29 protein-coding genes and 2 pseudogenes are annotated in these 24,423 nt (G+C 64.2%); 15 read left to right on the forward strand and 16 right to left on the reverse strand.

The annotated features are described in order from the left end of the window. The first annotated feature begins 26 nt into the window (after positions 1-26). Genes rlmN through DPM33_RS29965 form a run of 3 tightly spaced genes read left to right on the forward strand, consistent with a single transcriptional unit; the run spans position 27 to position 2,145 of the window. Complete coding sequence (rlmN, locus tag DPM33_RS29955; RefSeq protein ID WP_112100986.1) at positions 27-1,256, forward strand: dual-specificity RNA methyltransferase RlmN; 1,230 nt, start codon at positions 27-29, stop codon at positions 1,254-1,256. A 14-nt stretch (positions 1,257-1,270) separates the two neighbouring features. Further along, on the forward strand, positions 1,271-1,681 hold the full coding sequence (locus DPM33_RS29960) for a hypothetical protein (RefSeq protein ID WP_112100987.1): 411 nt from the start codon (positions 1,271-1,273) through the stop codon (positions 1,679-1,681). Then, entirely contained in the window at positions 1,678-2,145 is a 468-nt protein-coding gene (locus tag DPM33_RS29965; RefSeq protein WP_112100988.1) for a hypothetical protein, read from the forward strand. The genes DPM33_RS29960 and DPM33_RS29965 overlap by 4 nt, the downstream gene beginning before the upstream one ends. A 2-nt stretch (positions 2,146-2,147) precedes the next feature. Here DPM33_RS29965 and DPM33_RS29970 read toward each other — a convergent pair. Continuing rightward, positions 2,148-2,297: pseudogene (locus DPM33_RS29970) on the reverse strand (LysE family translocator); the annotation flags it as partial. Between the two features lie 187 nt (positions 2,298-2,484). Here DPM33_RS29970 and DPM33_RS29975 point away from each other — a divergent pair. The 3 genes from DPM33_RS29975 (at position 2,485) to DPM33_RS29980 (ending at position 4,681) form a co-directional block, all read left to right on the forward strand. Continuing rightward, the gene (locus DPM33_RS29975; RefSeq protein ID WP_112100989.1) at positions 2,485-3,708 is read left to right on the forward strand and encodes an argininosuccinate synthase; all 1,224 of its coding nucleotides are present in this window, start codon (positions 2,485-2,487) and stop codon (positions 3,706-3,708) included. A gap of 145 nt (positions 3,709-3,853) precedes the next feature. Then, positions 3,854-4,165 carry a hypothetical protein gene (locus DPM33_RS35970; protein ID WP_146770343.1) on the forward strand — a complete coding sequence of 104 codons (312 nt, stop codon included), beginning with the start codon at positions 3,854-3,856 and terminating at the stop codon, positions 4,163-4,165. A 45-nt stretch (positions 4,166-4,210) separates the two neighbouring features. After that, positions 4,211-4,681 (forward strand): hypothetical protein, encoded by a 471-nt coding sequence (locus DPM33_RS29980; RefSeq protein ID WP_245442472.1) that lies wholly within the window; start codon positions 4,211-4,213, stop codon positions 4,679-4,681. A 93-nt stretch (positions 4,682-4,774) separates the two neighbouring features. Here DPM33_RS29980 and DPM33_RS29985 read toward each other — a convergent pair whose 3' ends face one another. After that, positions 4,775-5,578 (reverse strand): lytic murein transglycosylase, encoded by an 804-nt coding sequence (locus tag DPM33_RS29985; RefSeq protein WP_112100991.1) that lies wholly within the window; start codon positions 5,576-5,578, stop codon positions 4,775-4,777. 454 nt (positions 5,579-6,032) lie between these two features. On the opposite strand from DPM33_RS29985, the gene DPM33_RS29990 reads away from it, so the two are divergent. The 5 genes from DPM33_RS29990 (at position 6,033) to rpsP (ending at position 10,517) form a co-directional block, all read left to right on the forward strand. After that, on the forward strand, positions 6,033-6,647 hold the full coding sequence (locus DPM33_RS29990) for a DUF1236 domain-containing protein (protein ID WP_112100992.1): 615 nt from the start codon (positions 6,033-6,035) through the stop codon (positions 6,645-6,647). A 146-nt stretch (positions 6,648-6,793) separates the two neighbouring features. Next, on the forward strand, positions 6,794-7,744 hold the full coding sequence (locus tag DPM33_RS29995) for a CPBP family intramembrane glutamic endopeptidase (RefSeq protein WP_112100993.1): 951 nt from the start codon (positions 6,794-6,796) through the stop codon (positions 7,742-7,744). 340 nt (positions 7,745-8,084) lie between these two features. Beyond that, on the forward strand, positions 8,085-9,674 hold the full coding sequence (gene ffh / locus DPM33_RS30000) for a signal recognition particle protein (protein WP_112100994.1): 1,590 nt from the start codon (positions 8,085-8,087) through the stop codon (positions 9,672-9,674). A 7-nt stretch (positions 9,675-9,681) separates the two neighbouring features. Continuing rightward, positions 9,682-10,008 (forward strand): chorismate mutase, encoded by a 327-nt coding sequence (locus DPM33_RS30005; RefSeq protein ID WP_112100995.1) that lies wholly within the window; start codon positions 9,682-9,684, stop codon positions 10,006-10,008. A 113-nt stretch (positions 10,009-10,121) separates the two neighbouring features. Then, complete coding sequence (gene rpsP, locus DPM33_RS30010; protein WP_112100996.1) at positions 10,122-10,517, forward strand: 30S ribosomal protein S16; 396 nt, start codon at positions 10,122-10,124, stop codon at positions 10,515-10,517. 69 nt (positions 10,518-10,586) lie between these two features. On the opposite strand, the gene DPM33_RS30015 is transcribed toward rpsP, so the two are convergent. From DPM33_RS30015 to DPM33_RS30030, 4 genes are all read right to left on the reverse strand, one after another. After that, the gene (locus tag DPM33_RS30015; RefSeq protein WP_112100997.1) at positions 10,587-10,850 is read right to left on the reverse strand and encodes a glycine zipper domain-containing protein; all 264 of its coding nucleotides are present in this window, start codon (positions 10,848-10,850) and stop codon (positions 10,587-10,589) included. A 146-nt stretch (positions 10,851-10,996) separates the two neighbouring features. Continuing rightward, complete coding sequence (locus DPM33_RS30020; protein ID WP_112100998.1) at positions 10,997-11,524, reverse strand: SRPBCC family protein; 528 nt, start codon at positions 11,522-11,524, stop codon at positions 10,997-10,999. A 13-nt stretch (positions 11,525-11,537) separates the two neighbouring features. Continuing rightward, positions 11,538-11,948: a DoxX family protein gene (locus tag DPM33_RS30025; protein ID WP_112100999.1), complete on the reverse strand. Its 411-nt coding sequence runs from the start codon at positions 11,946-11,948 to the stop codon at positions 11,538-11,540. A gap of 126 nt (positions 11,949-12,074) precedes the next feature. Then, positions 12,075-12,980: a bestrophin family protein gene (locus DPM33_RS30030; RefSeq protein ID WP_112101000.1), complete on the reverse strand. Its 906-nt coding sequence runs from the start codon at positions 12,978-12,980 to the stop codon at positions 12,075-12,077. 155 nt (positions 12,981-13,135) lie between these two features. Between DPM33_RS30030 and DPM33_RS30035 the strand changes: the two genes are divergently transcribed. Further along, positions 13,136-13,543, forward strand: a complete 408-nt coding sequence (locus tag DPM33_RS30035; protein ID WP_112101001.1) for an ACT domain-containing protein — start codon at positions 13,136-13,138, stop codon at positions 13,541-13,543. A gap of 2 nt (positions 13,544-13,545) precedes the next feature. Here DPM33_RS30035 and DPM33_RS30040 read toward each other — a convergent pair whose 3' ends face one another. From DPM33_RS30040 to DPM33_RS30050, 3 genes are all read right to left on the reverse strand, one after another. Next, a complete protein-coding gene (locus DPM33_RS30040; protein ID WP_112101024.1) occupies positions 13,546-13,998 on the reverse strand; it encodes a GNAT family N-acetyltransferase in 453 nt (150 codons plus the stop codon). Positions 13,999-14,163: 165 nt separating this feature from the next. Continuing rightward, positions 14,164-15,198, reverse strand: a complete 1,035-nt coding sequence (locus DPM33_RS30045; protein WP_112101002.1) for an aspartate-semialdehyde dehydrogenase — start codon at positions 15,196-15,198, stop codon at positions 14,164-14,166. 108 nt (positions 15,199-15,306) lie between these two features. Continuing rightward, positions 15,307-15,495, reverse strand: a complete 189-nt coding sequence (locus tag DPM33_RS30050; protein ID WP_112101003.1) for a hypothetical protein — start codon at positions 15,493-15,495, stop codon at positions 15,307-15,309. 342 nt (positions 15,496-15,837) lie between these two features. On the opposite strand from DPM33_RS30050, the gene DPM33_RS30055 reads away from it, so the two are divergent. Together DPM33_RS30055 and DPM33_RS30060 are read left to right on the forward strand one after the other, a co-directional pair. Beyond that, the gene (locus tag DPM33_RS30055; protein ID WP_112101004.1) at positions 15,838-17,706 is read left to right on the forward strand and encodes a DEAD/DEAH box helicase; all 1,869 of its coding nucleotides are present in this window, start codon (positions 15,838-15,840) and stop codon (positions 17,704-17,706) included. Between the two features lie 356 nt (positions 17,707-18,062). Continuing rightward, positions 18,063-18,758 carry a DUF805 domain-containing protein gene (locus tag DPM33_RS30060; RefSeq protein WP_112101005.1) on the forward strand — a complete coding sequence of 232 codons (696 nt, stop codon included), beginning with the start codon at positions 18,063-18,065 and terminating at the stop codon, positions 18,756-18,758. On the opposite strand, the gene DPM33_RS30065 is transcribed toward DPM33_RS30060, so the two are convergent. From DPM33_RS30065 to leuD, 6 genes are all read right to left on the reverse strand, one after another. Beyond that, positions 18,748-19,233 carry a GNAT family N-acetyltransferase gene (locus DPM33_RS30065; protein ID WP_112101006.1) on the reverse strand — a complete coding sequence of 162 codons (486 nt, stop codon included), beginning with the start codon at positions 19,231-19,233 and terminating at the stop codon, positions 18,748-18,750. The two genes, DPM33_RS30060 and DPM33_RS30065, sit on opposite strands and share 11 nt — an antisense overlap. Positions 19,234-19,236: 3 nt before the next feature. Further along, on the reverse strand, positions 19,237-20,340 hold the full coding sequence (gene leuB, locus DPM33_RS30070; protein ID WP_112101007.1) for a 3-isopropylmalate dehydrogenase: 1,104 nt from the start codon (positions 20,338-20,340) through the stop codon (positions 19,237-19,239). 308 nt (positions 20,341-20,648) lie between these two features. Next, positions 20,649-20,999: a VOC family protein gene (locus DPM33_RS30075; protein ID WP_112101008.1), complete on the reverse strand. Its 351-nt coding sequence runs from the start codon at positions 20,997-20,999 to the stop codon at positions 20,649-20,651. Between the two features lie 52 nt (positions 21,000-21,051). Next, the gene (locus DPM33_RS30080; protein WP_112101025.1) at positions 21,052-21,435 is read right to left on the reverse strand and encodes a RidA family protein; all 384 of its coding nucleotides are present in this window, start codon (positions 21,433-21,435) and stop codon (positions 21,052-21,054) included. Positions 21,436-21,711: 276 nt separating this feature from the next. Continuing rightward, positions 21,712-22,653 carry a hypothetical protein gene (locus DPM33_RS30085; RefSeq protein WP_112101009.1) on the reverse strand — a complete coding sequence of 314 codons (942 nt, stop codon included), beginning with the start codon at positions 22,651-22,653 and terminating at the stop codon, positions 21,712-21,714. Between the two features lie 216 nt (positions 22,654-22,869). Then, complete coding sequence (gene leuD, locus DPM33_RS30090; RefSeq protein WP_112101010.1) at positions 22,870-23,475, reverse strand: 3-isopropylmalate dehydratase small subunit; 606 nt, start codon at positions 23,473-23,475, stop codon at positions 22,870-22,872. Between the two features lie 168 nt (positions 23,476-23,643). Between leuD and DPM33_RS30095 the strand changes: the two genes are divergently transcribed. Then, positions 23,644-24,069, forward strand: a complete 426-nt coding sequence (locus DPM33_RS30095) for a GNAT family N-acetyltransferase (RefSeq protein WP_112101011.1) — start codon at positions 23,644-23,646, stop codon at positions 24,067-24,069. 100 nt (positions 24,070-24,169) lie between these two features. On the opposite strand, the pseudogene DPM33_RS30100 reads toward DPM33_RS30095, so the two are convergent. Next, positions 24,170-24,423 (reverse strand): annotated as a pseudogene (locus DPM33_RS30100) (integrase); the annotation flags it as partial.

Here is a 24,423-nt window from a genome sequence, read left to right on the forward strand (position 1 = left end):
CGCAAATCGCTTATATTGGCGCCACCATGACCATTTCGCTTGATCTTACCGTCGAAGGCGCCCGTGACGCCTTGCGCGCTCGCACCGCAGAGAAGCCGTCGCTGATCGGCCTGACCCGCGCCGAGCTCGGCGAAGCCCTCATCAGTGCCGGCATCGTGCCGGAGCGCCAGGCCAAAATGCGCGCTCAGCAGCTCTGGCACTGGATGTATGTGCGCGGTGTCTCGGACTTCGCGCATATGTTCAACATCTCCAAGGATCTGCGCGCCGAGCTCGACAGGCATTTCACCGTGTCGCGCCCCGAAATCGTCGAAGAGCAGATCTCCGCCGACGGCACGCGCAAATGGCTGTTCCGCTTTCCGCCACGCGGCGCCGGCCGCCCGGTCGAGATCGAGACGGTCTACATCCCCGAGGAAGGCCGCGGCACGCTCTGCATCTCATCCCAGGTCGGCTGCACACTGACCTGCTCCTTCTGCCACACCGGCACGCAGAAGCTGGTGCGCAATTTGACGACGGAAGAGATCCTGGCGCAGCTTCTCACCGCGCGCGACCGGCTCGGCGACTTCCCCGACCGCGACACGCCGGACGGCGCCATCGTGCCGGCCGAGGGCAGAAAAGTTTCCAACATCGTCATGATGGGTATGGGCGAGCCGCTCTACAATTTCGAGGCGGTGAAGAAGGCGCTGCTGATCGCCTCCGACGGCGACGGCCTGTCGCTGTCGAAGCGCCGCATCACGCTCTCGACCTCCGGCGTCGTGCCCGAGATCACGCGCACCGGCGAGGAGATCGGCGTCATGCTGGCTATCTCGCTGCACGCCACCAATGACGACCTGCGCGACCTTTTGGTGCCGATCAACAAGAAGTTCCCGCTGAAAGAGCTGATCGCCGCCTGCAAGGCCTATCCCGGCCTCTCCAACGCCAAGCGCATCACCTTCGAATATGTGATGCTGAAGGACGTCAACGACTCGCTCGAGGACGCCAAGGCGCTGGTCAAGCTGCTCAAGGGCATTCCGGCCAAGATCAACCTGATCCCCTTCAACCCCTGGCCCGGCACCAACTACCAGTGCTCGGACTGGGAGACGATCGAGAAATTTGCCGACTACATAAACAATGCCGGCTACGCCTCGCCGATCCGCACCCCGCGCGGCCGCGACATCCTCGCCGCCTGCGGCCAGCTGAAGTCGGAGTCCGAGCGCATGCGCAAGGTCGACCGCCTGGCGCTCGAAGCCATGATGATCGCGGGGCACGGCGAGGCGTGAGATTCGTCAGGCGATTGGCGGCGACATCTCTCTGCTATCTTCTGGCTGCCTTCACCGTGGCTTTCGTCGTTCTGACATTCGATAGCTTGGCATGGCACCGCCCTCCCATGTTCCTGTCCGGCCCGGACGGGTTCGCGGTCCTGTTCGTTGGAACATTGATGGCGGCTGTCTATGCGGCGCCGCTGGCAATTCCGATGGTTGTCGTATCCCGGTTTCTGCGCACGAGGCACCGGATCATGTTCGCTTTCACCGGGGTTTTGGTCGGGATTTTTATGTTTGCCGTCATGTACGCCGACCACCCGCGCGTTGAGAGGCCCCCTGGCCTTGACGTGCTGGTCGCCCTGATCATGGCTGGAGGTCTGGGAAGCACTGTTTATCGGCTGGCCGAAAGCCGATTCCTGCAGATAGCAGGACAAGCCGCATGAGGCGCATCATCGCCTACCTCGTCCGCTTCGCCGTCATCCTGGTCGGCTATCTCGTCGCCTCGCTGGCGGCGAGCGCCTTCCTCAACATCCTGTTCCTGGCGCATCATGGCTACACGCCGGCCGATCCCGACCCAACGGCGACCGCGTCGCTCTATTTCTCGGTGCCCTTCGTGGCGCTGTTCGTCGCGTATTTCGCCTTCATACCGGCGGCGCTGGTCATTTTGATCGCCGAAGTCCTCGGGCGGCGCGACTGGCTGTTCTACGCGCTCGGCGGCACGGTCATCGCGCTTGCCTTCCTCGGCTTCGTCCATCGCGTCGCCGACCCCAACTTCGATGTCACCGCGACCAACGCCAGACTGGCCATGATCGGCGCAGGCGTGGTCGGCGGCATCTTCTATTGGCTCTCAGCCGGCCGCTGGGCCGGAAGCTGGCGCCGCGAGGCACTGCCCGACCTGGAAGCCTGACGCTATTTCGCCTGCGCCGTGATGGTCTTGAGGGCGAAGGCCGAGAACACACCGGCAAAGAGATAGTCGACCACGCGCGTGACGCGCGGGCTTGCCTTCATCGCCGTGGAGAATTTTTCGGCCGCCAGCACCATCGGCGAAGTATCGGGAATGAAGGACATGGGTCGCCTCGGGATAGGTCGCGTTAGCCTGTAACGCTGCGCCTTTTGCCGCGCCAGCATCTGCCGGGCCAAACATCTGGCCCAGCCTGTGCCATAACCAGGCGCCCCTTCGTCTCTTGCGCCGCCCGGAACGGCCGTGATACCTCGCCCGCGAAACTTTCCCCGCGGAACCGCCAAAATGTCCAAGATCAAGAACGTCAAGAAAGTCGTGCTCGCCTATTCCGGCGGCCTCGACACCTCCATCATCCTGAAATGGCTGCAGACCGAGCTCGGCGCCGAAGTCGTCACCTTCACCGCCGATCTCGGCCAGGGCGGCGAGCTGGAGCCGGCCCGCAAGAAGGCCGAGATGATGGGCATCAAGGACATCCGAATCGTCGACGTGCGCGAGGAGTTCGTCGCCGACTTCGTCTTCCCGATGTTCCGCGCCAACACCGTCTATGAAGGCACCTATCTGCTCGGCACCTCGATCGCTCGGCCGCTGATCTCCAAGCACCTGGTCGAGATCGCGAAAGAGACCGGCGCCGACGCCATTGCCCACGGCGCCACCGGCAAGGGCAACGACCAGGTCCGTTTCGAGCTGTCGGCTTATGCGCTCAACCCCGACATCAAGGTCATCGCGCCCTGGCGCGACTGGTCGTTCAAGTCGCGCACCGACCTTATCAACTTCGCCGAGCAGCACCAGATCCCGGTGGCCAAGGACAAGCGCGGCGAAGCGCCGTTCTCGGTCGACGCCAACCTTCTGCACTCCTCCTCCGAGGGCAAGGTGCTGGAGGACCCGTGGAGCGAGCCGCCGGAATTCGTGCATCAGCGCACCGTCTCGCCGATGGACGCGCCGGACGCCGTCACCGAAATCGAGATCGAGTTCCTCAAGGGCGATCCAATCGCGCTCAACGGCAAGAAACTGTCGCCGGCCACCATGCTGGCGGCGCTCAACGACCTAGGCCGCGACAACGGCATCGGCCGCCTCGACCTCGTCGAGAACCGTTTCGTCGGCATGAAGTCGCGCGGCGTCTACGAGACGCCCGGCGGCACAGTCCTGATCGCCGCCCACCGCGCGATCGAATCGATCACGCTCGACCGGGCTGCGGCGCACCTCAAGGACGAGTTCATGCCGCGTTATGCCGAGCTCATCTACAACGGCTTCTGGTTCTCGCCCGAGCGCGTCATGCTGCAGGCGATGATCGACAAGAGCCAGGAAGACGTCGAAGGCACGGTGCGGCTGAAGCTCTACAAGGGCAATGTCATCGTCACCGGCCGCAAGTCGAAGAAGACGCTTTATTCCGACGCTCTGGTCACCTTCGAGGACGACCGCGGCGCCTACGACCAGAAGGACGCCGAAGGCTTTATCCGGCTGAACGGACTACGCTTGCGGACGCTGGCGGCGCGCAATCGCAAGCACTGATATTTCGCCGATACGGCGGCGAACAAACGACCCGGCGGAAACGCCGGGTTTTTATTTCAATACGCTAATATAACAAACCCTGGCCCAACGCCTGTGCTGTTGACCTGCCCGCGGTATCGGTTACTTTGTTCGCGGGACAGGGGGTTTGGATTTGAAGAATCGAATTTTGTTACTGTTGACCGCAACAGTGGTCGCGGTCGGATGTCAGACGGCGAGAGCAGGGACGAAGCCGCCAGAACCGAACCTGGCCAAATGCGTCGCATCCTCCCGCGTCTGGAATCTTACGGTCAAACACCAACTCGCCTCCTTCATGGGAGTGTCGCTGGACCGCATGCCGGCGCTCTTCTGCCAGCGCCTTTTCGACGGCGTTCGCACCGGGCGCATCAGTTACTCCGATATAAACAGGCTGCAATTCGATCAGCCGACCGAGATCTGGAAGGTCATCAAGGGTAAGTGACCGACAGACTGCCGGGCAACATGGTGGAGCGGAGGGATTTCGATAGTGAAGTGCAGTATTTTTCTCATTCTTTCGGCTGCGGTCGTCTTCGGCGGATTGCAGTTCGCGCCGGCCCTGGCGGCGCCGGCGTCCAAGTTCCGCACCTGCAGCGGCATTGACGGCACGTTTCAGATTCCCGCATCCCAGAAATGCCCGTTGAGCGGCTATGCGCGGGCCGACCAACCGACCAAAATGGACACAGACGGCCGGCCTATGCCGGCTACGCCAGCCCCGCGGTCATCCAAGTTCCGTACTTGCAGCGGCTTTGATGGCACCTTCCACGTACCCGTTTCCCAGAAATGCCCGTTGAGCGGCTACGCGCATGGCGACCAACCGACACAAATGGACGCCAGGCGCAGCGCGAATCCGGCCTCGGCGCCGCAGTCGCTCAGATACCGTAACTGCAGCGGTATTGACGGCACATTCCAGGTTCCCGTTTCCCAGAAATGCCCGTTGAGCGGTTACGCGCATTATTGAGAGTCGTCGTTCCGGGGGATTGGAATCAACTCCTGCCCATATCAAAAAAGCCCGGCGCGAGCCGGGCTTTTCGTTGCAGCGGATTTAGTTCTTTCAGTTGGCGTCGATCGCCTCGGCGATTTGGGCGATGGCCTGCTGATAGACGCTTGCCGAATTCCAGCCGGCGATCGCGCCCATGTTTGCCTCGTAGCTCGCGCCGGCATGCCAGCCATGCCCCTTGAGGAAGTTGGCGGTCGAGGCGAGCGCGGTGTTGCGGTCGCGCAGATTGCCGCTGCCGACGCCGTATTTCAGCACGTTTCCGGGCAGGAACTGGGTGTGGCCGATCTCGCCATGCATGGCGCCGACCGAGGAGGCGCTGAGCGCGCCGCGATCGACCAGCTTCAGGGCCGCGATGGCATGCGGGGTGAAATAGTCCGGGCGGCGGCAGTCATAGGCAAGCGTCACGATGGCCGAGACCGTGTTCTGGTTGCCCATCGAGGCGCCGAAGCCGGTCTCCATGCCCCAGATGGCAAGCAGCACGCCCGGCGGCACGCCATAGGTCTGCTCGATATTGGCGAACATCGCCGCGTTCGCCTTCTTCAGCGCGCGGCCCCGCGAGATGATCGCGGAAGCGCCACGGCGCTTCATGAACGCTTCGACCGAGCCGCTGAAGGCCTTGTGGATGGCGCGGTCGGCCGAAATCGTCCTAGTCGCGTAGGTCGCCCCGGCCAATGCCGAAAGGCCCTTTTGGCCGACGCCGTTGGCTCTGGCCTCGGCGGCAAAGTCCTGCTTCCAGGCATCGAAGCCGGCGCCGTTCTTGCCGCAACTGGCCGCGGCCTCAGCGCCTGTCGCCAGCCCGAGCACCGCCACCACCGCCGCGGCGGCCACAAAAATCCTACCCTTGGCAAAAAATGCCATGCCTTTCTCTCCTGATTGCCTGAATCACGTCCCGGTTGCGAATTTGCCAGCGAAACGCCCGGTTGTCACCGCCCCCCCGGGGGGCGCGGCGCCCGACACTGGCGAAAGACAGGCAATTCGCCTACGATCAAGGGCTAACTGTGGCGGGCTTGCCTCATACGCCGGTGACGGAAAAGATATTCTTCGCCGGCGAGCATGTCGCCGGCCCACTGATCCAGATCTGCGGCGCCGCTAGGCCGTCGGGCGAAAGCAGGTCATTGCCCAATTCGCGGCCAAATAGGCGAAAAGCGCCTTGGAAGACCCCGAAATAGCTCGGCCTGCTCACGCCCTTTTGACCGATTCGCCGAAAAACCGGAACAATTCGTGAGCGGGCGAAGGGCGCTTTAGCCGGAACGCATATGGCTCTGTTTCGTTTCCGAGCCCGAGGGAGCGTTGAAAAACGGAGTGAGAAACCATGAAACGCGTGTTGTTTCCGGCGCTTGCCGGTGCGCTGCTCACCATATCGGGCGCCGCTTTCGCCGATACCCCCGTCTCGGCGGTTGCCGACCTGAATGTCCGCGCCGGTCCTGGCCCGCAATACCCGGTCATCGGTGTGCTGGCGGCCGGTCAGGCGGCCACTCTTGTTGGATGCATCGAAGGCAGCAAATGGTGCACGATCGCCGAAGCCGGCGGCAAAGGCTGGATTTATTCCGACTATGTAACGGGTGATTTCGGCGGTAGTCGCGTGGTGCTGACACGCCGGCCGGCCGACGCCGGCGTTGCCATCGTCGCGCCGCCGACCGACAACGTCTACACCACGGACACCTACACCGGCGCCATCATTCCGGGCGACGACGCCGATGCCATCGAGTCGATCGGGAGACCGCCGGCCGAGGTCGGCACCTACGTCGCCACGCACCGGGTCGATCCGGTCTATCTCGACGGCGAGGTGGTGACCGGCGCGACGCTGCCCGACACGGTCGAGCTGCGCGAGATCCCCGACTACAACTATCGCTATGTCTATGTGAACAACCAGCCGGCGCTGGTCGATCCGGGCACGCGGCGCATCGTCTATGTGATGCGCCGATAGGCGAGATTGCTGCGAAAGGAGCGGCCGCCAGCCATGGCGGCCGTTTTCGTTGGCGCATGCCGTGTTGCTCGCAGCGAGGAGGTAATCGCACGGTAACCACTGATCTCCAAGATCGTGCCGCCAAAAGCGTTCGGCAGGGGAGCCGCGTGACGATCGAAAATGCCGCCTTCGAGGGCTATCGCCGCTCGCCTAACGAAAAGACCACCTTGCTGCGCCTGTTTTTCGGCACGGCGATCGTCGTTGCCTTCTGGATGGCCGCGACAGCCCTGGTGCTGTTTGCCGGCACCTATGCCTATATCGTCTGGCGTCTCCCCGGCCCCTCGACCGGCCGTTACATGCAGGACTTCCTGGCATCGCCGATCGGAATCTTGAGCGCCCTGACCTCCTTTGCCGGCATCTGGATCGGCCTGTGGGTGGCGATGCGCTTCGTGCATGGCGAGCCTTTGTCAGCTCTCTTCGGCTTCAGTCGCCGCATTGCCGGCGGCGATTTCCTCAAGGGGTTGATCGCGGTGCTGATCACCTCGCTCTTCTCCGAAGTGCTGCTCTATTGGCTGCAGCCGGAGATCGCGCGCGGACCGATCGCGTGGTCGTCCTGGTTGCTCTTCCTGGTGCCGATCGCGCTGCTGGCCTTCCTGCAGACTTCGTCGGAGGAAATGCTGTTTCGCGGCTATCTGCTGCGCGGGCTCGCCTATCGCTTCAGAAGCCCGCTGATCTGGGCGGTGCTGCCCGGGTTGCTGTTCACGTCGCTGCATTGGAACACGACCTCGACATTTGCCATCAATGCCAGCGTCTTCATCTCGATCGGCACCTTTGCCCTGCTGCTCACGCTGCTGGTCCATGTCACCGGCAACCTCGGCGCCGGTTTCGGCGCCCATCTCGGCAACAACCTGACCGGCTTCCTGCTGATCTCGCACCAGGAGGGCTACAATGGCTTCGCCTTGCTCAACGCCAAGCCTCTCGAAGGCCCCGACTGGACCGGCCTGGACGCCGTGCTCATCGCCGCCATCGGCATCGTCAGCACGCTTTTGACGGTGCTTTTGCTTTTGCATCGGCGTTCGCCGCTGCGGGTCGGCCCGAACGGGCGAAGCCCGCTATAGGCGCCGCAGATCGCGGCGTTTCGGCCTTGATTTGAGCAATTTGTTTTTGATGCATGTCGTTGCCGCAAAACCGCTGCGCACTTTCGCGCGACATGCATTGGCCTTGACTCCGCGGCCGATTTCCTGTCTAGACCCCTCGAATTCCGCGACGAGTTTTCTTTCGCGAAAGCCGACCAGGACGCCGAAGCCTCTTTGAGGCAGGAGCTGTAAAGAGATCCTGGAGGCCAACACCCGGCAGCGCAATGCGCCCCCGGGTGCTTTTTGGCTTTGTGCTTTTGCTTGGCGACCCGGCGCGAACGCACTACCTCTCGGTCGAACCCACCGAGATCAAGGACCGCAGATGTTTGAATCCCTCCAGGAGCGTCTTGGCTCCATCCTGAACGGCCTCACGGGCCGCGGCGCGCTGTCCGAGGCGGATGTCTCGGCGGCACTTCGCGAGGTGCGCCGCGCGCTGCTCGAGGCCGACGTCGCGCTGGAGGTGGTTCGCTCCTTCACCGACAAGGTGCGCGAGAAGGCGGTCGGCGCGGCGGTGCTGAAGTCGATCAAGCCCGGTCAGATGGTCGTCAAGATCGTCCATGACGAGCTGGTCGACATGCTCGGCGCCGAGGGTGTGGCAATCGACCTCAACGCGCCGGCGCCCGTCGTCGTCATGATGGTCGGCCTGCAGGGCTCCGGCAAGACGACGACCTCGGCCAAGATCGCCAAGCGGCTGACCGAGCGTCAGAACAAGAAGGTCCTGATGGCCTCGCTCGACACGCGGCGTCCCGCCGCGCAGGAGCAGCTGCGCCAGCTCGGCGAGCAGACCAAGGTCGCGACGCTGCCGATCATCGCCGGCCAGAGCCCCGTCGACATCGCCAAGCGCGCCGTCCAGGCGGCCAGGCTCGGCGGCCATGACGTCGTCATCCTCGACACCGCCGGCCGCACCCATATCGACGAGCCGCTGATGGTCGAGATGGCCGACATCAAGAAGGTGTCGAGCCCGCACGAAATCCTGCTGGTCGCCGACTCGCTGACTGGCCAGGACGCCGTGAACCTGGCGAAAAGCTTCGACGAGCGCGTCGGCATCACCGGCCTGGTGCTGACCCGTATGGACGGCGACGGCCGCGGCGGCGCGGCACTCTCGATGCGCGCCGTCACCGGCAAGCCGATCAAGCTCATCGGCACCGGCGAAAAGATGGACGGGCTGGAGGAATTCCATCCCAAGCGCATCGCCGACCGCATCCTCGGCATGGGCGACATCGTCAGCCTGGTCGAGAAGGCCGCCGAAACCATCGACGCCGAACAGGCGGCGGCGATGGCCAGGAAGATGCAGTCGGGCAAGTTCGATCTGAACGACCTCGCCCAGCAGCTTCAGCAGATGTCGAAAATGGGCGGCATGGGCGGCATCATGGGCATGATGCCCGGCATGGGTAAGATGAAGGACCAGCTTGCCGCCGCCGGCCTCGACGACAAGATGTTCGGCCGCCAGCTCGCCATCATCTCCTCGATGACCAAGGCCGAGCGCGCCAATCCCGATCTCCTCAAGCATTCGCGCAAGAAGCGCATCGCCGCCGGCTCCGGCACCGACGCGGCCGAGATCAACAAGCTCTTGAAGATGCATCGCGGCATGGCCGACATGATGAAGGCGATGGGCGGCAAGGGCAAAGGCGGCGGCCTCATGCGCGGCATGATGGGCGGCCTTGCCTCCAAAATGGGCCTTGGCGGCATGATGCCGGGCGGAATGGGCGGCATGCCGGACCTTTCCAAGATGGATCCCAAGCAGCTCGAAGCCTTGCAGAAGCAAGCGCAGGCCGCCGGTCTCGGCAAGGGCCTGCCGGGCGGCTTGCCCGGTGGACTCCCCGGTGGCGGCGGACTGCCGGGCCTGCCCGGCGGCATGAAGCTTCCTGGCCTGGGCGGCGGCGGACTGCCAGGCCTTGGCAAGAAGAAGTGAGGGGGCGATGAACGAGGAGAAAGACATGGCCGATGCACGCGCCATCCTGGCTGGCTACCGCGCTTCGATCGACAACATCGATGCTGCCCTCATCCATATGCTGGCCGAACGCTTCCGCTGCACCAAGGCGGTCGGCGTTCTCAAGGCCGAGCATGGCCTGCCGCCTGCCGATCCGTCGCGCGAGCAGCAGCAGATCACGCGCCTTCGCCAGTTGGCGAAGGATGCGAATCTCGATCCCGATTTCGCAGAGAAGTTCCTGAACTTCGTCATCCGCGAAGTCATCCGTCATCACGAACAGATCGCCGCCAACAACGGCGCTGCAAAAGCCGGCTAACCGGTGCATGTCGCCCAAAAGTGCTTCGCGGTTTTGGGATAACGACATGCACAAAACAAAGACTCGGCCGCAAAACCACATCAAACGAAATCAGAGCTTTTAGGAGATAAAGAATGGCACTGAAGATCAGACTGGCCCGTGCGGGTTCGAAGAAGCGTCCTTACTACCACGTCGTCGTTGCCGACGCCCGTTCGCCGCGCGACGGCCGTTTCATCGAGTCGCTGGGTTCCTGGAACCCGCTGCTGCCGAAGGACGGCGAGCGCGTCAAGGTCGACGCCGAGCGCGTCAAGCACTGGCTGTCGCACGGCGCCCAGCCGACCGACCGCGTTCTGCGCTTCCTCGACGAAGCCGGCCTCGCCAAGCGCGAAGCCCGCTCGAACCCGAACAAGGCCCTGCCCGGCAAGAAGGCGCAGGAACGCTCGGCCCTTTTGAAGAAGGCCCAGGAAGACGCCGCTGCCGCTGCTGCCGCGGCGACCGCCGCTCCGGCCGAAGCCGCCACCGCCGAGTAATCGCGGTCTGCTTTCGCCTACAAAAACGGCGGGCAATGCCCGCCGTTTTTCTTTTGGCCAATCCGATAGTCAGTAGCCGGACGGGCAGCGGGCCACATAGACGCGTCCGTAACGATCACGATAGCGGCACTGGCCGCTTTCGCTGGCATGGCCGATCAACGCGCCGGCGACCGCGCCGACCGCGCCGCCGACCACCGCGCCTTGGACCGGATCGCCTGCCACAGCGGCACCGACGGCCGCGCCGCCCAGGCCGCCGATCGCGGCGCCCTTTTCCGTTTGCGAACAGGCGCCCAAGGCCATGGTCAGCACCAGAATGGTAATTGCTTTCTTCATTGCTGTTCCTCTCTCACGCGCCGTCTCGCCGCCGTGGTCTAAACTCGCAGACGGGTGATTTGATCCCTGGGACAACGAAGATTGGCCGGCTCGGCGCCGGCCGAAGTTCCGGTAAGTACTGTCAAGCAATTGAAACCAAATGGTTTTCAGCGCTCGGTGGCGCGTCTCAGATTGTCGAGCCCGGCCTCGAAATCCTTGCCGACGAGGGTGTCGAAGTCCATGAACAGGCCCATCAGCTTGGCGATGAACGGCCTCGCACCGCGCATTGCCCAGGTAACCGTAGTGCCGTCGCCCGACGGCGAGAGCGAAAAGTCGACGGTGTTGTTGGCGCGGAACGGCTTCTCGAAGTCGAGCTTCATCGACACCAGCGAGGACGGCACCGAACCCGTGATCTCCATGCGGCCCTTGCCGGCCTTGGAATTGCCTTCCCAGGCATAGGCCGCGCCCTTGCCGCTATCGGTGCCGGAAAGCGTGCGCTGCATCTGCGGATCGAGCTTTTCGAAAGGCGACCATTCGGGCCAGCGCTTGAAATCGTTGATCAGCGGGAAGATCGCTTCGGCCGGCGCCTTGATGCTGGCCGAGCGGGTGACGACGAAGTCGTTCGGCCGTGTCGCGGCGTAGGCCAGCACGGCGGCGACGATGACGACGAGGATGATGAGAATGGTAACAAACATCACTGCGTCCTCCTTATCGGCTGAACGGGATCAGCGCGCGCACTCTTGCGTCGCGCAGATAGAGCCCGCCCCACAGGGTAACACCGAGATAGACGCCGAACAGCGTGTGCGAGAAAAGCGGGTTGCCGATCCGCACATGGGTCGAAATCGCGCCGCCCATATAGGCGGAGAGCAGGATGGCGCCGAGCACCGAGGTGCGCGGCAAGGCATAAAGCGCGGTCGAGATCAGGCCGACGACGCCGATCAGGCGCGCGACATCGGCATCGGCCGGCCAGCCGAGCTCGGTCATCGTCTTGGTGACGATGTCGAGAGGCGGCAGCTTGATGACGCCGTCGAAGATCATGAACAGGACCACGACGGCGCTGAGCGCGCGCCCGGTCCACAACGCACCTTTTGAAGCAGGCGCGGCTTCGGAAATGCTCATGGATGTTCCCTCCAAGGTTCGAATGCCGGCCATTTGCCGGTTCGATCCAAGGACGGGTGACCACGCTGTGATCCTACATCGCCCCGCTTTTTTGCCGTGAAGCCTCCAGGTGGTGATGCAGCCGCCTCACGAATAATAGAACTTGTCGGCCGCAATCATCTTCGGCGGCGTTTCGCCCAGCGCCTCGAACACCGAGATCTCGCAGACGCGGCAAAGCCCGTCGAGCGCAAGGTCGTTGGCCTCGATGCCGAACGGGTCCTCGAGCTCTTCCGACAGCGCGTCGAGGCCGAAGAAGGTGTAGGCGATCAGCGCGGTGAACAGCGGCGTCGCCCAGCCGGTGGTCGAGACCAGGCCGATCGGCAACAGCAGGCAGACGACATAGGCCGTGCGATGCACCAGGAGCGTGTAGGCGAAGGGCAGGGGGGTGCCGGCGATCCGCTCGCAGCCGGCCTGGATCGCCGCGATCGCGGCCAGCCTTTCGTCGAGGATGCGGAAGCCGATCGGATCGAGCGTGCCCGCCTCGCGCCGGGCATTGGCGCGACGGCCCATGCGGCGGACCATGTCGTCGGCCGGATTGGTGCGGGCGCCGGCCTGGTCGACCGTGTCGCCGATGAAGGCGCGGGCGTCTTCCTTGCTGTCGATCCGGCGCAATTGCCCGCGCAGCAGATGGCAGAAACCGAGTGCCTCCATCAACAGCGCGCGCTGCTCGGCGCGGTCACCGATCAGGCTCGTGGTGGCGCGCGCCAGATTACGGATCTCGAAAACCAGCGCGCCCCAGAGCTTGCGCGCTTCCCACCAACGGTCATAGGCGGCGTTGTTGCGGAACGACAGATAGATCGACAGCGTCACGCCGACGAGCCCGAAAGGCGTGATGTTGAAGGCGCTGAGATCGACTTGGAAGCGCCGCGCCAGCACCAGGATGACCGCCGAATAGAGGGCAAAGCCGAAAATCTGCGGCAGGATGCGCGGCACCACCGAGCCGCGCATGACGAAGAACAGCTGCAGGAATGTCGGGCGCGGCCGGACGATCATTGAGTGACCCTGTGCGAACCGCTATGTCTCTACGGCGATAACGAGCCCGCGGCTCGGCCGCCAGCGACATCGCCATGTCGTCCAGGCGCCGGACCGTTGACGTTCCGAGCGGGGCTGTCGAGAACGTCGCAAGCGCCAGACGAAGAGGAAGAGACGTGACCGGCGAGACCAACCTGCAAAAACTGCTCGCGTCGATGACGCCGAAACTGCATGCCGGAACCTACGTCTTCACCACGCTGGCCCCGGATGTGCCGACTCCGGCGGAGCTCGATCCCGTCATGCAATTTCGCGAGCGCGAGGGCCTGTCGCTGATCGTGACGGAAGACGAGGCGAAGACAGCCGGCATCGCCGGCACGTTCCGCTGCCGAATGATCACGCTCGACATCCACTCCTCGCTCGAAGCCGTCGGCTTCCTCGCCGCCATCACGACGCGGCTCGCGGCAGCCGGCATGGGTGTCAACCCGGTCTCGGCTTTCTACCATGACCATCTGTTCGTACCGGCCGAGCGGGCGGAGGAAGCGCTGGCTATTTTGCGGCAGCTGGCGACGGAGAGCGGTGCCTGAATTCAGCGCCTGAGCACGTAAAGAATATCCGGCAGGCCTTCCTCATTGGTCGAGCCATCGCCAAAAGCTTCGGCGCGAAAACCATGGCGTTCGTAAAATCGGCGCGCGCCGGTGTTGGCCTGGAAGCAATGGAGCTTGATCACGGGCATCCCGGCAGTGGCCCGGTCGAGCAGCCAGCCGCCGATGCCTTGGCCGGTCCAAGCCGGGTCGAGATAGAGCTGGTCGACCCATTCGCTGTTGACCGCGACGAAGCCGACGATGCATTCGCCGCCTTCGGCGACCGTCACCTGCTGACTGGGCAGCAGCAGGTCGCGGATGAAGAAAAGGTCTTCCTCCGGCGTATGCAGCACAGGCATCCAGTCGAGGGAATTGAGCGACGCGCGCATCATGGTTGCGATGGCGGCGGCATCCGAAGCTACGGCCGGGCGCAGCAATATCTCGGGAAAACTGGACATGCCGGCGCTGCCCCTCATCCGCCCTTTGGGCACCTTCTCCCCGTTGAACGGGGAGAAGGAAAGGCGCCCCGGCCGAAGGCCGAGCCCGCGACCGCGGGCCGCCGGTCGTCCGGCGCCCCCGCGGAGGGCCCGCCGAGGCAGCGGCGATACGGCCCGTGAGCGAGATTAAGCCGCCTTCTTCTTCGGCTGGATCAGGCCGCGCTCGACCAGCAATTCGGCGATCTGCACGGCGTTGAGCGCCGCGCCCTTGCGCAGGTTGTCGGAGACGACCCACATCGACAGGCCGTTGTCGACGGTGGAATCCTCGCGGATGCGCGAGATGAAGGTGGCGTCTTCGCCGGCCGATTCCAGCGGCGTGATGTAGCCGCCATTCTCGCGCTTATCGAGCACCTGGCAACCCGGCGCCTCGCGCAGGATGTCGCGCGCCTCGTCGGCGGAGATCGGCTTCTCGAACTCGATGTTGACCGCTTCCGAATGGCCGATGAACACCGGCACGCGCACGCAGGTCGCCGTCAGCTTGATCTTGGGATCGAGCATCTTCTTGGTCTCGGCGACCATCTTCCACTCTTCCTTGGTGAAGCCGTCGTCGAGGAAGACGTCGATATGCGGAATGACGTTGAAGGCGATGCGCTTGGTGAACTTCTTGACGTCGACCTGGTCGGCGACGAACACCGCGCGGGTCTGCGTGAACAGCTCGTCCATACCTTCCTTGCCGGCGCCGGACACCGACTGGTAGGTGGCGACGACGACGCGCTTGATGGTGGCGACGTCATGCAGCGGCTTCAGCGCCACGACGAGCTGCGCCGTGGAGCAGTTCGGGTTGGCGATGATGTTCTTGCGGGTAAACAGCGAGATCGCGTCCGGGTTCACCTCCGGCACGATCAGCGGCACGTCCTGATCGTAGCGGAAGGCCGACGAATTATCGATGACGACGCAGCCCTGCTTGCCGATCTTGGGCGACCATTCCTTGGAAACGTTGCCGCCGGCCGACATGACGCAGATGTCGGTGTCTGAAAAGTCATACTGGTCGAGCGCCTTCACCTTCAGCGTGCGATCGCCGAAGGACACCTCGGTGCCCTGGCTGCGCCGCGAGGCCAGCGCCACGACTTCGCTCACCGGGAAGCCGCGTTCGTCCAGAATGTTGAGCATTTCGCGGCCCACATTGCCCGTGGCGCCGACTACCGCAACCTTGAAACTCATAAAGATCTCCTGTCCCTCTCCGCTTGGTTGTTTGGAGAAAACCCGCCGGCCTCATGCGGGTTTCGTCCCCCGGGCCGGACCCGGGAGAGGGTGGTTAGGCCAAGGGAATCACACCGTTTTGGTGGTGGTTTTTTTGGCCGTAGTTTTGCTGGAACGAGGCGACGCGCCGAAGCGCCCGGCCCAATGGTTCGCATTGAGGCTGGGGGCGTCGAATGCAAGAAGAGCCATCAAAAGGCCGCGCATCGAAAAACGATCCCGTTCGACGCGGGCTTTTACGCGGTTTGGGAAAAGAGTCAATTGGCGCCGCTCCTCCTTCTCCCCGTCACTATACGGGGAGAAGGTGCCCGAAGGGCGGATGAGGGGCGGCGCTGAATTCGACAGTTAGCTTGTCCGGAAGTGAAGGCCTCTCCCCTCGGCTACCTGTCAGCGTTTGCGCTGCCCCTCACCTGCCTGCCGGCATCCTCTCCCCGTATAGAGAGGGGCGCTCTCGTCAGCGGTTTCGCCAATCGCCGCGCCGCCGCCTGCTCTGTACAAGAGCGGCCGCAAGAAGTACGAACGCCCAAATTCCGTTTTGGCTGGCGCGGTGCCGGCCTTGTGCTCCACGATGAGCACAGAACCCCGAAATTCCGAAAGAAGAGAATGTCCAGTTTCGAAACGATTGTTCCCGCGCTGGCAGAGGCGCTGGAAAAGCGCGGTTATGCAGCGCTGACGCCGGTGCAGAAGGCGGTGCTGGGGCCGGAGCTCGGCGAGGCCGACGCGCTGGTGTCGGCGCAGACCGGGTCCGGCAAGACCGTCGCCTTCGGCCTTGCCGTGGCGCCGACCCTGCTTGGCGGCGCCGGGCGTTTCGCCGCTGCCGGCGCGCCGCTGGGGTTGATCGTGGCGCCGACGCGCGAGCTTGCCCTGCAGGTGCGGCGCGAGCTGGAATGGCTCTACGAGCTGACGGGCGCTGAGATCGCCTCCTGCGTCGGCGGAATGGACATGCGCACCGAGCGGCGCGCGCTGGAACGCGGCGCCCATATCGTCGTCGGCACACCCGGCCGGCTCCGCGACCACATCACGCGGCAATCGCTCGACATGTCGGCGATCAAGGCCGTGGTGCTGGACGAAGCCGACGAGATGCTCGATCTCGGTTTTCGCGAGGACCTCGAATTCATCCTCGACGCCGCACCCGCCGAGCGCCGCACGCTGATGTTCTCGGCCACCGTGCCACGCGCCATCGCCACGCTCGCCCAGGGCTATCAGCGCGATGCGGTGCGCATCTCGGCCACCGGCGAGGAAAAGCAGCATCTCGACATCGAATACCGGGCGCTGAACGTCGCTCAGGCCGACCGCGAGAACGCCATCATCAACGTGCTGCGCTACTATGAGGCGAAGAACGCGCTGGTGTTCTGCAACACGCGGGCGGCCGTCAACCACCTGACGGTGCGCTTCAACAACCGCAATTTCTCCGTGGTCGCGCTCTCCGGCGAGCTCAGCCAGAACGAGCGCAGCCATGCGCTGCAGGCGATGCGCGACGGCCGCGCGAAGGTCTGCATCGCAACGGACGTCGCGGCGCGCGGCATCGACCTGCCCAATCTCGATCTCGTCGTCCATGCCGACCTGCCGACCAATCCGGAGACGCTGCTGCACCGCAGCGGGCGCACGGGCCGCGCCGGGCGCAAGGGCGTCAGCGCGCTCATCGTGCCGGGCAATGCCCGCAGGCGCACCGAACGGCTCCTGCAGAACGCCAAGCTGACCGCCACCTGGGCAAGTCCGCCTTCGGCCGACGACGTGCTGCGCCGCGACGACGAGCGCATCCTGGCCGACCCGGCCTTCGAAGAACCGGTGCGCGAGGAGGAGCGCGGTTTCATCGACACGCTGCTGGAAAAGCATAGCGCCGAGCAGGTGGCCGCGGCCTTCGTGCGGCTCTGCCGTTCCAGCCGCTCGGCGCCCGAGGACCTGCTCGAGGTCGCGCCTTTCGCGCCGTCACGCGAGAAGTTCGCTCGCAGCGACGAGGCTCCCGGCCGCCGCGACGATTTCGGCGACAGCGTCTGGTTCTCGCTGTCGGTCGGCCGCCGTCAGAATGCCGAGCCGCGCTGGCTGATCCCGATGCTGTGCCGCACCGCCGGCATGTCCAAACGCGAGATCGGCGCCATCAAGATGCAGCCGGAAGAGACCTTCGTGCAGATCGCCGCCGACTGGGCCGACCGGTTCGTCGCCGCGATCGGTCCCGACCGCAAGCTGCAGGGCAGCATCGCGGTCAGGCGCATCGACGGTACGCCGGACCTGTCGCGCGCCGGCTACCAGCCGCCGAAGCCGGACAAGAAGCCGCATCGCGGCAAGCGGGTTTTCGAGCAGGGCGCTGCCCAAGGTGCTTACAAGCCGAAGTTCGAGAAGCGCGAGCCTGCCGATCAGCGCGCTCCATTCGAAGCAAAGCCGTGGGCCGGCAAATCCGGTAAGCCGGCCAAATCGAAATTCGATAAGCCAGGGCCGGCGAAGAACAAGAAATCGAAGAAACGACCAGCGTAGGTTCCCAATTAAAGTTGGTAGCTTGACCGGTAGGAACATCGGCAACCCCGTTCGAGATTGGCCGAAGCGTCCGAACTTCGTCATCCACGGGCGGAGCGGACGCGTAGACCCGAGGATCCATTCCGTGACCTCGCGCAAAGGGTAAAGGCGGCGCAGAACAGGGGGCCTTTTCTGCACTCGCAACGCTCACACGTCACGGCATGGATCCTCGGGTCTGCGCTGCGTCGCTTCGCTCCTTGCTCCGCCCGTGGATGACGAAGGCGTGGTGGCTCCCGGCCGCGCTTCCTCGCATGCCTCTTGCGGTCCGCGCCGACTTTCAACAATGTGACGACAGCGCGATGCGGGGAAACATGGCGATGCGCGGCGAAATTCTTCATTATGACAGCGAGCACGGCTTCGGCTTCATCACCGGCGCCGACGGCAAGCGCTACGTCTTCGGGCGCGAGGACCTGCGCCGCGACATGGCGCTGTCGAAAGGCGTCGAGGTCGAGTTCCAGCCAAACGGCGATCGGGCCGGCAACATCTTCTCGGTCCGAACCCGCGCTGCCGATCCGGCGAACAATGTGGCCGCGACGGCTGCGCGTCCGCTGCCGGGCGCGGCGTCGGCGCATTTCGGCCGCGACGCCGAGAATGAGACCGAATCCACCGCCGTCTGGAGCTATTTCTGGCGCGACCTGACGTCGAATTATTTGAACTTCACCGGTCGCGCGCGGCGCAAGGAATTCTGGAGCTTCTGCCTGTTCTGGCCGATCGGCCTTGCCGTCCTCGCCGCGATCGGGCTCTCCTACGATCTGCCGACCGACGATTTCGAAGGCGGTAGCGGGCTGCCGATTCTCACGTTGAGCCTTCTCGGCCTCTACGCCGTTTTCACCATCCTGCCCTGGATTTCGCTGCTGGTGCGCCGGCTGCACGATGTCGGCCTCACCGGCTGGCTCGCGATCCTCTGCTTCCTGCCCTATGTCGGCGAGCTTGCCATCCTGGTCTTCGGTCTGATCCCTTCTCAGTCGGGCCAAAACAAATATGGGCCAGTGCCGGCGGGCGTCAGGATTTAGCAGCCTTCCCCAACGCCTCGCCCGATAGCCTGAGAAAGATCTTCTGGCCGTGGCGTTCGGCCCCGAACCGGTCGTAGAACCGCAGCGCGTCCTCGTTCCAGTCTTCCGTGGTCAAGTCGATGCGGCCTATTCCTTTGCCGAGGCAATAGTCGCTGAGAAAGCCGATCAGCGCGCGGCCGACGCCCTGGTCGCGGGCGCTGTCGCGCACGAACAGGTCCTTCAGGAACATCAGCCTTTCGAGGTCGATGCCGGGATGCGCGATCGCCACCGAGGCGAGGCCGGCGACCGCGCCGTCCGCGAAGGCCAGCGCGAAATGCGGATAGGCCGGGCTTTCGTCGCCGAGCCATTGTCGAGCCGTGGCCGCCGCCCGGCTGTGCTCGAGCGGCGCCTGCCGATAATGCGCCGCCATCGCGCAAAGCATGGTGGCGAGCGCTTCCGAGTCGTCCACCGTAGCCCAGCGGACGTCTATGGGCATCGCCTAGCCGAGGAACTTGGCGATGATGGCATCGCCCATCTCGACGGTGCCGACTTCCTTCATGCCGTCGGAGAAGATGTCCTTGGTGCGCAGGCCGTCGTCGAGCACGGCGGCGATCGCCGCTTCGAGCTTGTCCGCCTCCGCGACCATGCCGAAGGAATAGCGCAGGCACATGGCGAAGGACGCGATCATCGCGATCGGGTTGGCGATGCCCTTCCCGGCGATGTCGGGCGCCGAGCCGTGCACCGGCTCATAGAGCGCCTTGCGCTTCTTGGTCTTGGCGTCCGGCGCGCCGAGCGACGCCGACGGCAGCATGCCGATCGAGCCGGTGAGCATGGCGGCGATGTCGGAGAGCATGTCGCCGAACAGATTGTCGGTGACGATGACGTCGAACTGCTTTGGCCAGCGCACCAGCTGCATGCCGCCGGCATCGGCCAGCATATGGTCGAGCTTGACGTCGGCATAGCGAGCCTTGTGCGTCTGCGTGACCACCTCGTTCCACAGCACGCCCGACTTCATGACGTTGCGCTTTTCCATCGAGGTGACGTGGTTCTTGCGCGTGCGGGCCAGCTCGAAGGCGACGCCCGAGATGCGCTCGATCTCGAACGTGTCGTAGACCTGGGTGTCGATCCCGCGCTTCTGGCCGTTGCCGAGATCGATGATCTGCTTCGGCTCGCCGAAATAGACGCCGCCGGTCAGCTCGCGCACGATCAATATGTCGAGCCCCTCGACCACGTCCTGCTTCAGCGAGGAGGAAGCGGCCAGCGCCGGGTAGCAGATCGCAGGCCTGAGATTGGCGAACAGCTCCATGTCCTTGCGCAGGCGCAGCAGGCCCGCCTCGGGGCGTACCTCGTAAGGCACCTTGTCCCATTTCGGCCCGCCGACGGCGCCGAACAGCACCGCGTCCGCCGCCATCGCCTTTGCCATGTCGGCATCGGAGATCGCCGCGCCATGCGCGTCATAGGCGCAGCCGCCGACCAGCCCATCGTCGGTGGCAAAGCCGCTGCCGAGCTTGTCGTTCATGGCCTTGATCAGCTTCTTCACCTCGGCCATGGCCTCGGGGCCGATGCCGTCGCCGGCGAGCAGGAAGAGATTTTTCGAAGCCATGGAGAACCGTCCCGGGAGAGAATGAGTTTCTGTTTTGCACAGCGTCCTTTGCGCGCCGAAGAGGCGCGCGGCGCTGTGCGGCCGGGGCCTTGCTAAACGCCAAGCGGTTGCGGCGCAAGAGGACGACGGAATGCTTCGAAGCTCACCAGGTGCGGCTCCGGTTCCTCGCCCCCGCCAGAGGCGGGGGAGAGGTGGCCGCGAAGCGGACGGAGAGGGGGCCTTCGTAGGGCGCTTCCCTCTCCGTCTCGGCTACGCCGAGCCACCTCTCCCCACTTCGTGGGGCGAGGAACCCAAGCTGGAACGCGTCCTCAACGATGCGACAGAATATTCACCAGCCTGCCGAACGGGTCGCGCACATAGAAGCGCCGCACGCGCCAGGGCTCGTCGGCCGGACCGTATTCGATGGCGAAGCCGGCAGCCATCATGGCCTCGAGCACCGCGTCGACGTCGTCGACCTCGATCGACAGGTCCGGCACCGGAGTGCCCGACCCGCCCTCGGCCATGAAGCTCACTTGCACCGTCATTGTCTCGGCCGAACCGCAAGTGAGGATCCAGCCTTGATCCATCAGCACGTCAAGCCCGAGCACGTCCTGATAGAAATGTTTCGCCGCGGCGCTGTCTTGCGTCGCGATGTTGGCGACGATGCGCTTGACCTTCACCTCAGGCTGATCCTCGCTTTGCGCACGCGTTGCCCACTTCTGGGCGGCTGCATCAGGCCGTACGCCGCAGTGCCGTCACCTCGATCTCGATCTTCATCTCGGGCTTGTTGAGCTGGCACACGATCATCGTCGCCGCCGGACGGATGTCGCCGAACGTCTCGCCGAGGATCGGGAACACCACGTCCACGAATGCCTGGTCGGTGATGTAGTAATGCGCCCGCACCACATCGGCCATGTCGAAGCCGCCATCGGCAAGCGCCTTGGCGATGGTGGCGAGGCAGTTGCGCGTCTGCGCCTCGACCGTTTCGGGCATGGTCATCGCGGCATAGTCGTAGCCGGTCGTGCCGGAGACGAAACACCAGTCGCCTTGCACGACCGCACGGGAGTAACCGGCGGTCTTTTCGAAGGGCGAGCCGGTGGAGATGAGCTTGCGCATGGGGACCTCGCAGGTTGTTTCGACCATTTTGATATGCATCCACGACAAGGTCGTGAGCCAGACAACGCACGCTGGCGGGACAGAGCCCCCCTCTGCCCTACCGGGCATCTCCCCCACGAGGGGGGAGATCAGACGTCGCACCGGCTTTCGCCAATCACCAGCGTCGTAAAATGAGCGGAGCGCCGAAACACCCAATCTCCCCCCTTGTGGGGGAGATGTCCGGCAGGACGGAGGGGGGCGCGAAGGATCGCGACCTGGCAAGACAAGAAGCTCGGGTTATTTCCCCTGCGCGTCGTCATACGCCTTCTTGATATCCGGCGGCCAGGTCTCCACGGGCGGCCAGGAGAGCGGCTGGTCATTGTCGCCGCGGCGGGCGAAATAGACCTTGTGCTTGGCGGGGTCGATGGCCATGAAGCCGTCATTGCCGCCGCAGTCATGCGGCACGCAGCCGGTGGCGTAGAAAGCGCCCGACGCGGTCTTTTCGGTATCGCCGCCGCTGACCAGCAGGCTGGTCGCCATGTCGGGCATGTCGTCGCCCAGCAGCGCCTTGGCCGCCTTGTAGACCGCTTCGTTGTGGAAGGCGTCGACGATGTAGCCGTATTTCGACGCGTCGAGATCCTTCCAGTCGGTGCCCGGCTCCGGCGTGTAGGTGAGGTTGCCGGACGTGGTCAGCCCGCCGGTCGGCGACCATTGCAGCGCCGGCTTGGTTTCTCCGGGCAGCAGATAGGGTACGAAATAGATGGCGTCGTCGGAAACCGAAGCCGGCGGCGCGCCGCATTCGTCCTGCTCGACCGTCGTGGTCTGGATCTCGCCGTCCTTCGGCTTCCAGACGATGACCTTGGCCGGGCCGCATTGATTGCCGCCGTCGCCGACATCGACCAGCGCCACGTTGACGTCGCCGATCTTGACGATCTTGTCGAAGGAAACGTCGTAATTGCTGGCCAACTGCTTGCCGTCGTAGGACAGCACCTTCTCGCCGTCCTGCGCCGGCTGCGTGATGGTGATCTGGCCGCCCTCGAACGGGATCGGTGCTTGGCTGTCATCGCCCGACGCGGCCTGGTCGCTGCCTTGATCGGTCGAGCCTTGACCGGCGGCCGGCTGGTCGGATGCAGCGGGCGCCGGCTGTGTCGCAGGCGCGGTGGTCTGCGCATTGGCGCCGGCCATGGCAAGAAGAATTGCCGCCGAAGCGCCGGCGGCGGCCAGAAGTGAGCGTGCCATGACTGTCCCTCCATTCAGCCGCCGCGAAACCCGGCCTGCGATGGCCGGGCTTATCGATTTGAAGCCGCGCCGCTCAGAGACTGTTTCGAAATTCGCTCTGGCGAGTCATATGATGGCGGTTTCGAGAACCGTAGCGCAGCGGACATTTAGTCCGTGAGCAACGGAAGCGCAGAAACCGTCGGCAGATGGCCGCCGGAGTAGAATTTCCAAATAGTCTCAGGCCCAGGGGCGCTGCTCGGCGTTCCTCTTCTCGAAGGACGCGATGGCGTTCGACTTCTCCATGGTCAGCCCGATATCGTCGAGGCCGTTCAGCAGGCAGTGGCGCTTGAAGTCGTCGAGGTCGAACTTGACCACGCCGCCATCCGGCCCGCGGATTTCCTTGGCTTCGAGATCGATCGACAATGTCGCGTTCGAACCGCGCGAGGCGTCGTCCATCAGCTTGTCCAGGTCTTCCGGGCTGACGGTGATCGGCAGGATGCCGTTCTTGAAGCAGTTGTTGTAGAAAATGTCGGCGAATGAGGTCGAGATGACGCAGCGGACGCCGAAATCGAGCAGTGCCCACGGCGCATGCTCGCGGCTTGACCCGCAGCCGAAATTGTCGCCGGCGACCAGGATCTGCGCCTTGCGATAGGCCGGCTTGTTGAGCACGAAATCCGGGTTTTCCGAACCGTCTTCATTGTAGCGCATCTCGGCGAACAGGCCGCTGCCAAGCCCGGTGCGCTTGATCGTCTTCAGATAGTCCTTCGGGATGATCATGTCGGTGTCGATGTTGACGATCGGCATGGGCGCGGCGACGCCAGTGAGCTTGGTGAATTTGTCCATGGTTTTTGCCCGTCTTCTTTCGTTCGGGGAATTTTGCGCACGGTTTACACAAAGCCGGCCGCAAATGAAAGGCAACTGTTCGTGCGCGGCCCTTGGGCCTCGACGACATCAGGTCTGTCGGGCGGAAAGGGCTTCGCGATCGCGGCCCATTGGTGCAGTCTGGCTGCCATGACCGTGCCTTCCAAAGTCCTCTACGCCAGCGAGCCGGCGCTCGACGTCGCCGAATTCCGTCGCGTGCTGGTCGAATCCGGCCTCGGCGAAACACGTCCCGTCGACGACGAAGCTCGGCTGAAGGCCATGCTCGACAACGCCAATCTGGTGCTGACGGCGCGGCTCGATGTCGATGGCAAGCCGCTGGTCGGCGTTGCCCGTGCCATCACTGACTTTTCCTGGGTCTGCTACATTTCCGAGCTCGCCGTATCCAAATCGGCGCAGGGGCTCGGCGTCGGCATGGGCTTGATGGACGAGGCGCGCCGCCAGCTCGGACCCTCCGTCGCCATCAGCCTGATCTCGATGCCCGACGCCGTTGGTTTCTACGAGCGCATCGGCATGCAGCGCATGACCGACGCTTTCTGGTTCGGCCGCCAGCGCTGACCTGAACCGCCACCGACGGGTGAGCCAGATCGACCCCCACTCCGTCCGCTCCGCGGTGTCCAGCCGATAGATGGGTAACACTTTGAACCGGATACATGGGTTACAGTTTTCTCCCTGAGTTGCTGTCCGCCGCAGCGCCATCTGGTCGGGGTTGGATGGGGCTGCGGCGGACCAGTTTCTTGTGCCGGCCGTCGATGAAGCCGAGCGGGTGGGCATAGAAGTGGAGCGCCCATTGCCCTGTCTCGGTCTCGGTCGCGGCAACCGCTTCGCCGGCCAGCGTCTTCGACACGTAGATGAAGCCGCCGTTCCACTTGATCTCGCCATTTTGCCGGACGCTGCGCACCGCAGCCTCGG

Source organism: Mesorhizobium hawassense, assembly GCF_003289945.1.
Taxonomy (GTDB): domain Bacteria; phylum Pseudomonadota; class Alphaproteobacteria; order Rhizobiales; family Rhizobiaceae; genus Mesorhizobium; species Mesorhizobium hawassense.

Excerpts from the sequence above, each read along its gene's own strand:
- rlmN (WP_112100986.1), top strand. The coding sequence starts at position 27 with ATGACCATTTCGCTTGATCTTACCGTCGAAGGCGCCCGTGACGCCTTG.
- DPM33_RS29965 (WP_112100988.1), top strand. The coding sequence starts at position 1,678 with ATGAGGCGCATCATCGCCTACCTCGTCCGCTTCGCCGTCATCCTGGTC.
- DPM33_RS29975 (WP_112100989.1), top strand. The coding sequence starts at position 2,485 with ATGTCCAAGATCAAGAACGTCAAGAAAGTCGTGCTCGCCTATTCCGGC.
- DPM33_RS29985 (WP_112100991.1), bottom strand. The coding sequence starts at position 5,578 with ATGGCATTTTTTGCCAAGGGTAGGATTTTTGTGGCCGCCGCGGCGGTG.
- DPM33_RS29990 (WP_112100992.1), top strand. The coding sequence starts at position 6,033 with ATGAAACGCGTGTTGTTTCCGGCGCTTGCCGGTGCGCTGCTCACCATA.
- ffh (WP_112100994.1), top strand. The coding sequence starts at position 8,085 with ATGTTTGAATCCCTCCAGGAGCGTCTTGGCTCCATCCTGAACGGCCTC.
- DPM33_RS30005 (WP_112100995.1), top strand. The coding sequence starts at position 9,682 with ATGAACGAGGAGAAAGACATGGCCGATGCACGCGCCATCCTGGCTGGC.
- rpsP (WP_112100996.1), top strand. The coding sequence starts at position 10,122 with ATGGCACTGAAGATCAGACTGGCCCGTGCGGGTTCGAAGAAGCGTCCT.
- DPM33_RS30015 (WP_112100997.1), bottom strand. The coding sequence starts at position 10,850 with ATGAAGAAAGCAATTACCATTCTGGTGCTGACCATGGCCTTGGGCGCC.
- DPM33_RS30020 (WP_112100998.1), bottom strand. The coding sequence starts at position 11,524 with ATGTTTGTTACCATTCTCATCATCCTCGTCGTCATCGTCGCCGCCGTG.
- DPM33_RS30025 (WP_112100999.1), bottom strand. The coding sequence starts at position 11,948 with ATGAGCATTTCCGAAGCCGCGCCTGCTTCAAAAGGTGCGTTGTGGACC.
- DPM33_RS30030 (WP_112101000.1), bottom strand. The coding sequence starts at position 12,980 with ATGATCGTCCGGCCGCGCCCGACATTCCTGCAGCTGTTCTTCGTCATG.
- DPM33_RS30040 (WP_112101024.1), bottom strand. The coding sequence starts at position 13,998 with ATGTCCAGTTTTCCCGAGATATTGCTGCGCCCGGCCGTAGCTTCGGAT.
- DPM33_RS30045 (WP_112101002.1), bottom strand. The coding sequence starts at position 15,198 with ATGAGTTTCAAGGTTGCGGTAGTCGGCGCCACGGGCAATGTGGGCCGC.
- DPM33_RS30055 (WP_112101004.1), top strand. The coding sequence starts at position 15,838 with ATGTCCAGTTTCGAAACGATTGTTCCCGCGCTGGCAGAGGCGCTGGAA.
- DPM33_RS30060 (WP_112101005.1), top strand. The coding sequence starts at position 18,063 with ATGCGCGGCGAAATTCTTCATTATGACAGCGAGCACGGCTTCGGCTTC.
- DPM33_RS30065 (WP_112101006.1), bottom strand. The coding sequence starts at position 19,233 with ATGCCCATAGACGTCCGCTGGGCTACGGTGGACGACTCGGAAGCGCTC.
- leuB (WP_112101007.1), bottom strand. The coding sequence starts at position 20,340 with ATGGCTTCGAAAAATCTCTTCCTGCTCGCCGGCGACGGCATCGGCCCC.
- DPM33_RS30080 (WP_112101025.1), bottom strand. The coding sequence starts at position 21,435 with ATGCGCAAGCTCATCTCCACCGGCTCGCCCTTCGAAAAGACCGCCGGT.
- DPM33_RS30085 (WP_112101009.1), bottom strand. The coding sequence starts at position 22,653 with ATGGCACGCTCACTTCTGGCCGCCGCCGGCGCTTCGGCGGCAATTCTT.
- leuD (WP_112101010.1), bottom strand. The coding sequence starts at position 23,475 with ATGGACAAATTCACCAAGCTCACTGGCGTCGCCGCGCCCATGCCGATC.
- DPM33_RS30095 (WP_112101011.1), top strand. The coding sequence starts at position 23,644 with ATGACCGTGCCTTCCAAAGTCCTCTACGCCAGCGAGCCGGCGCTCGAC.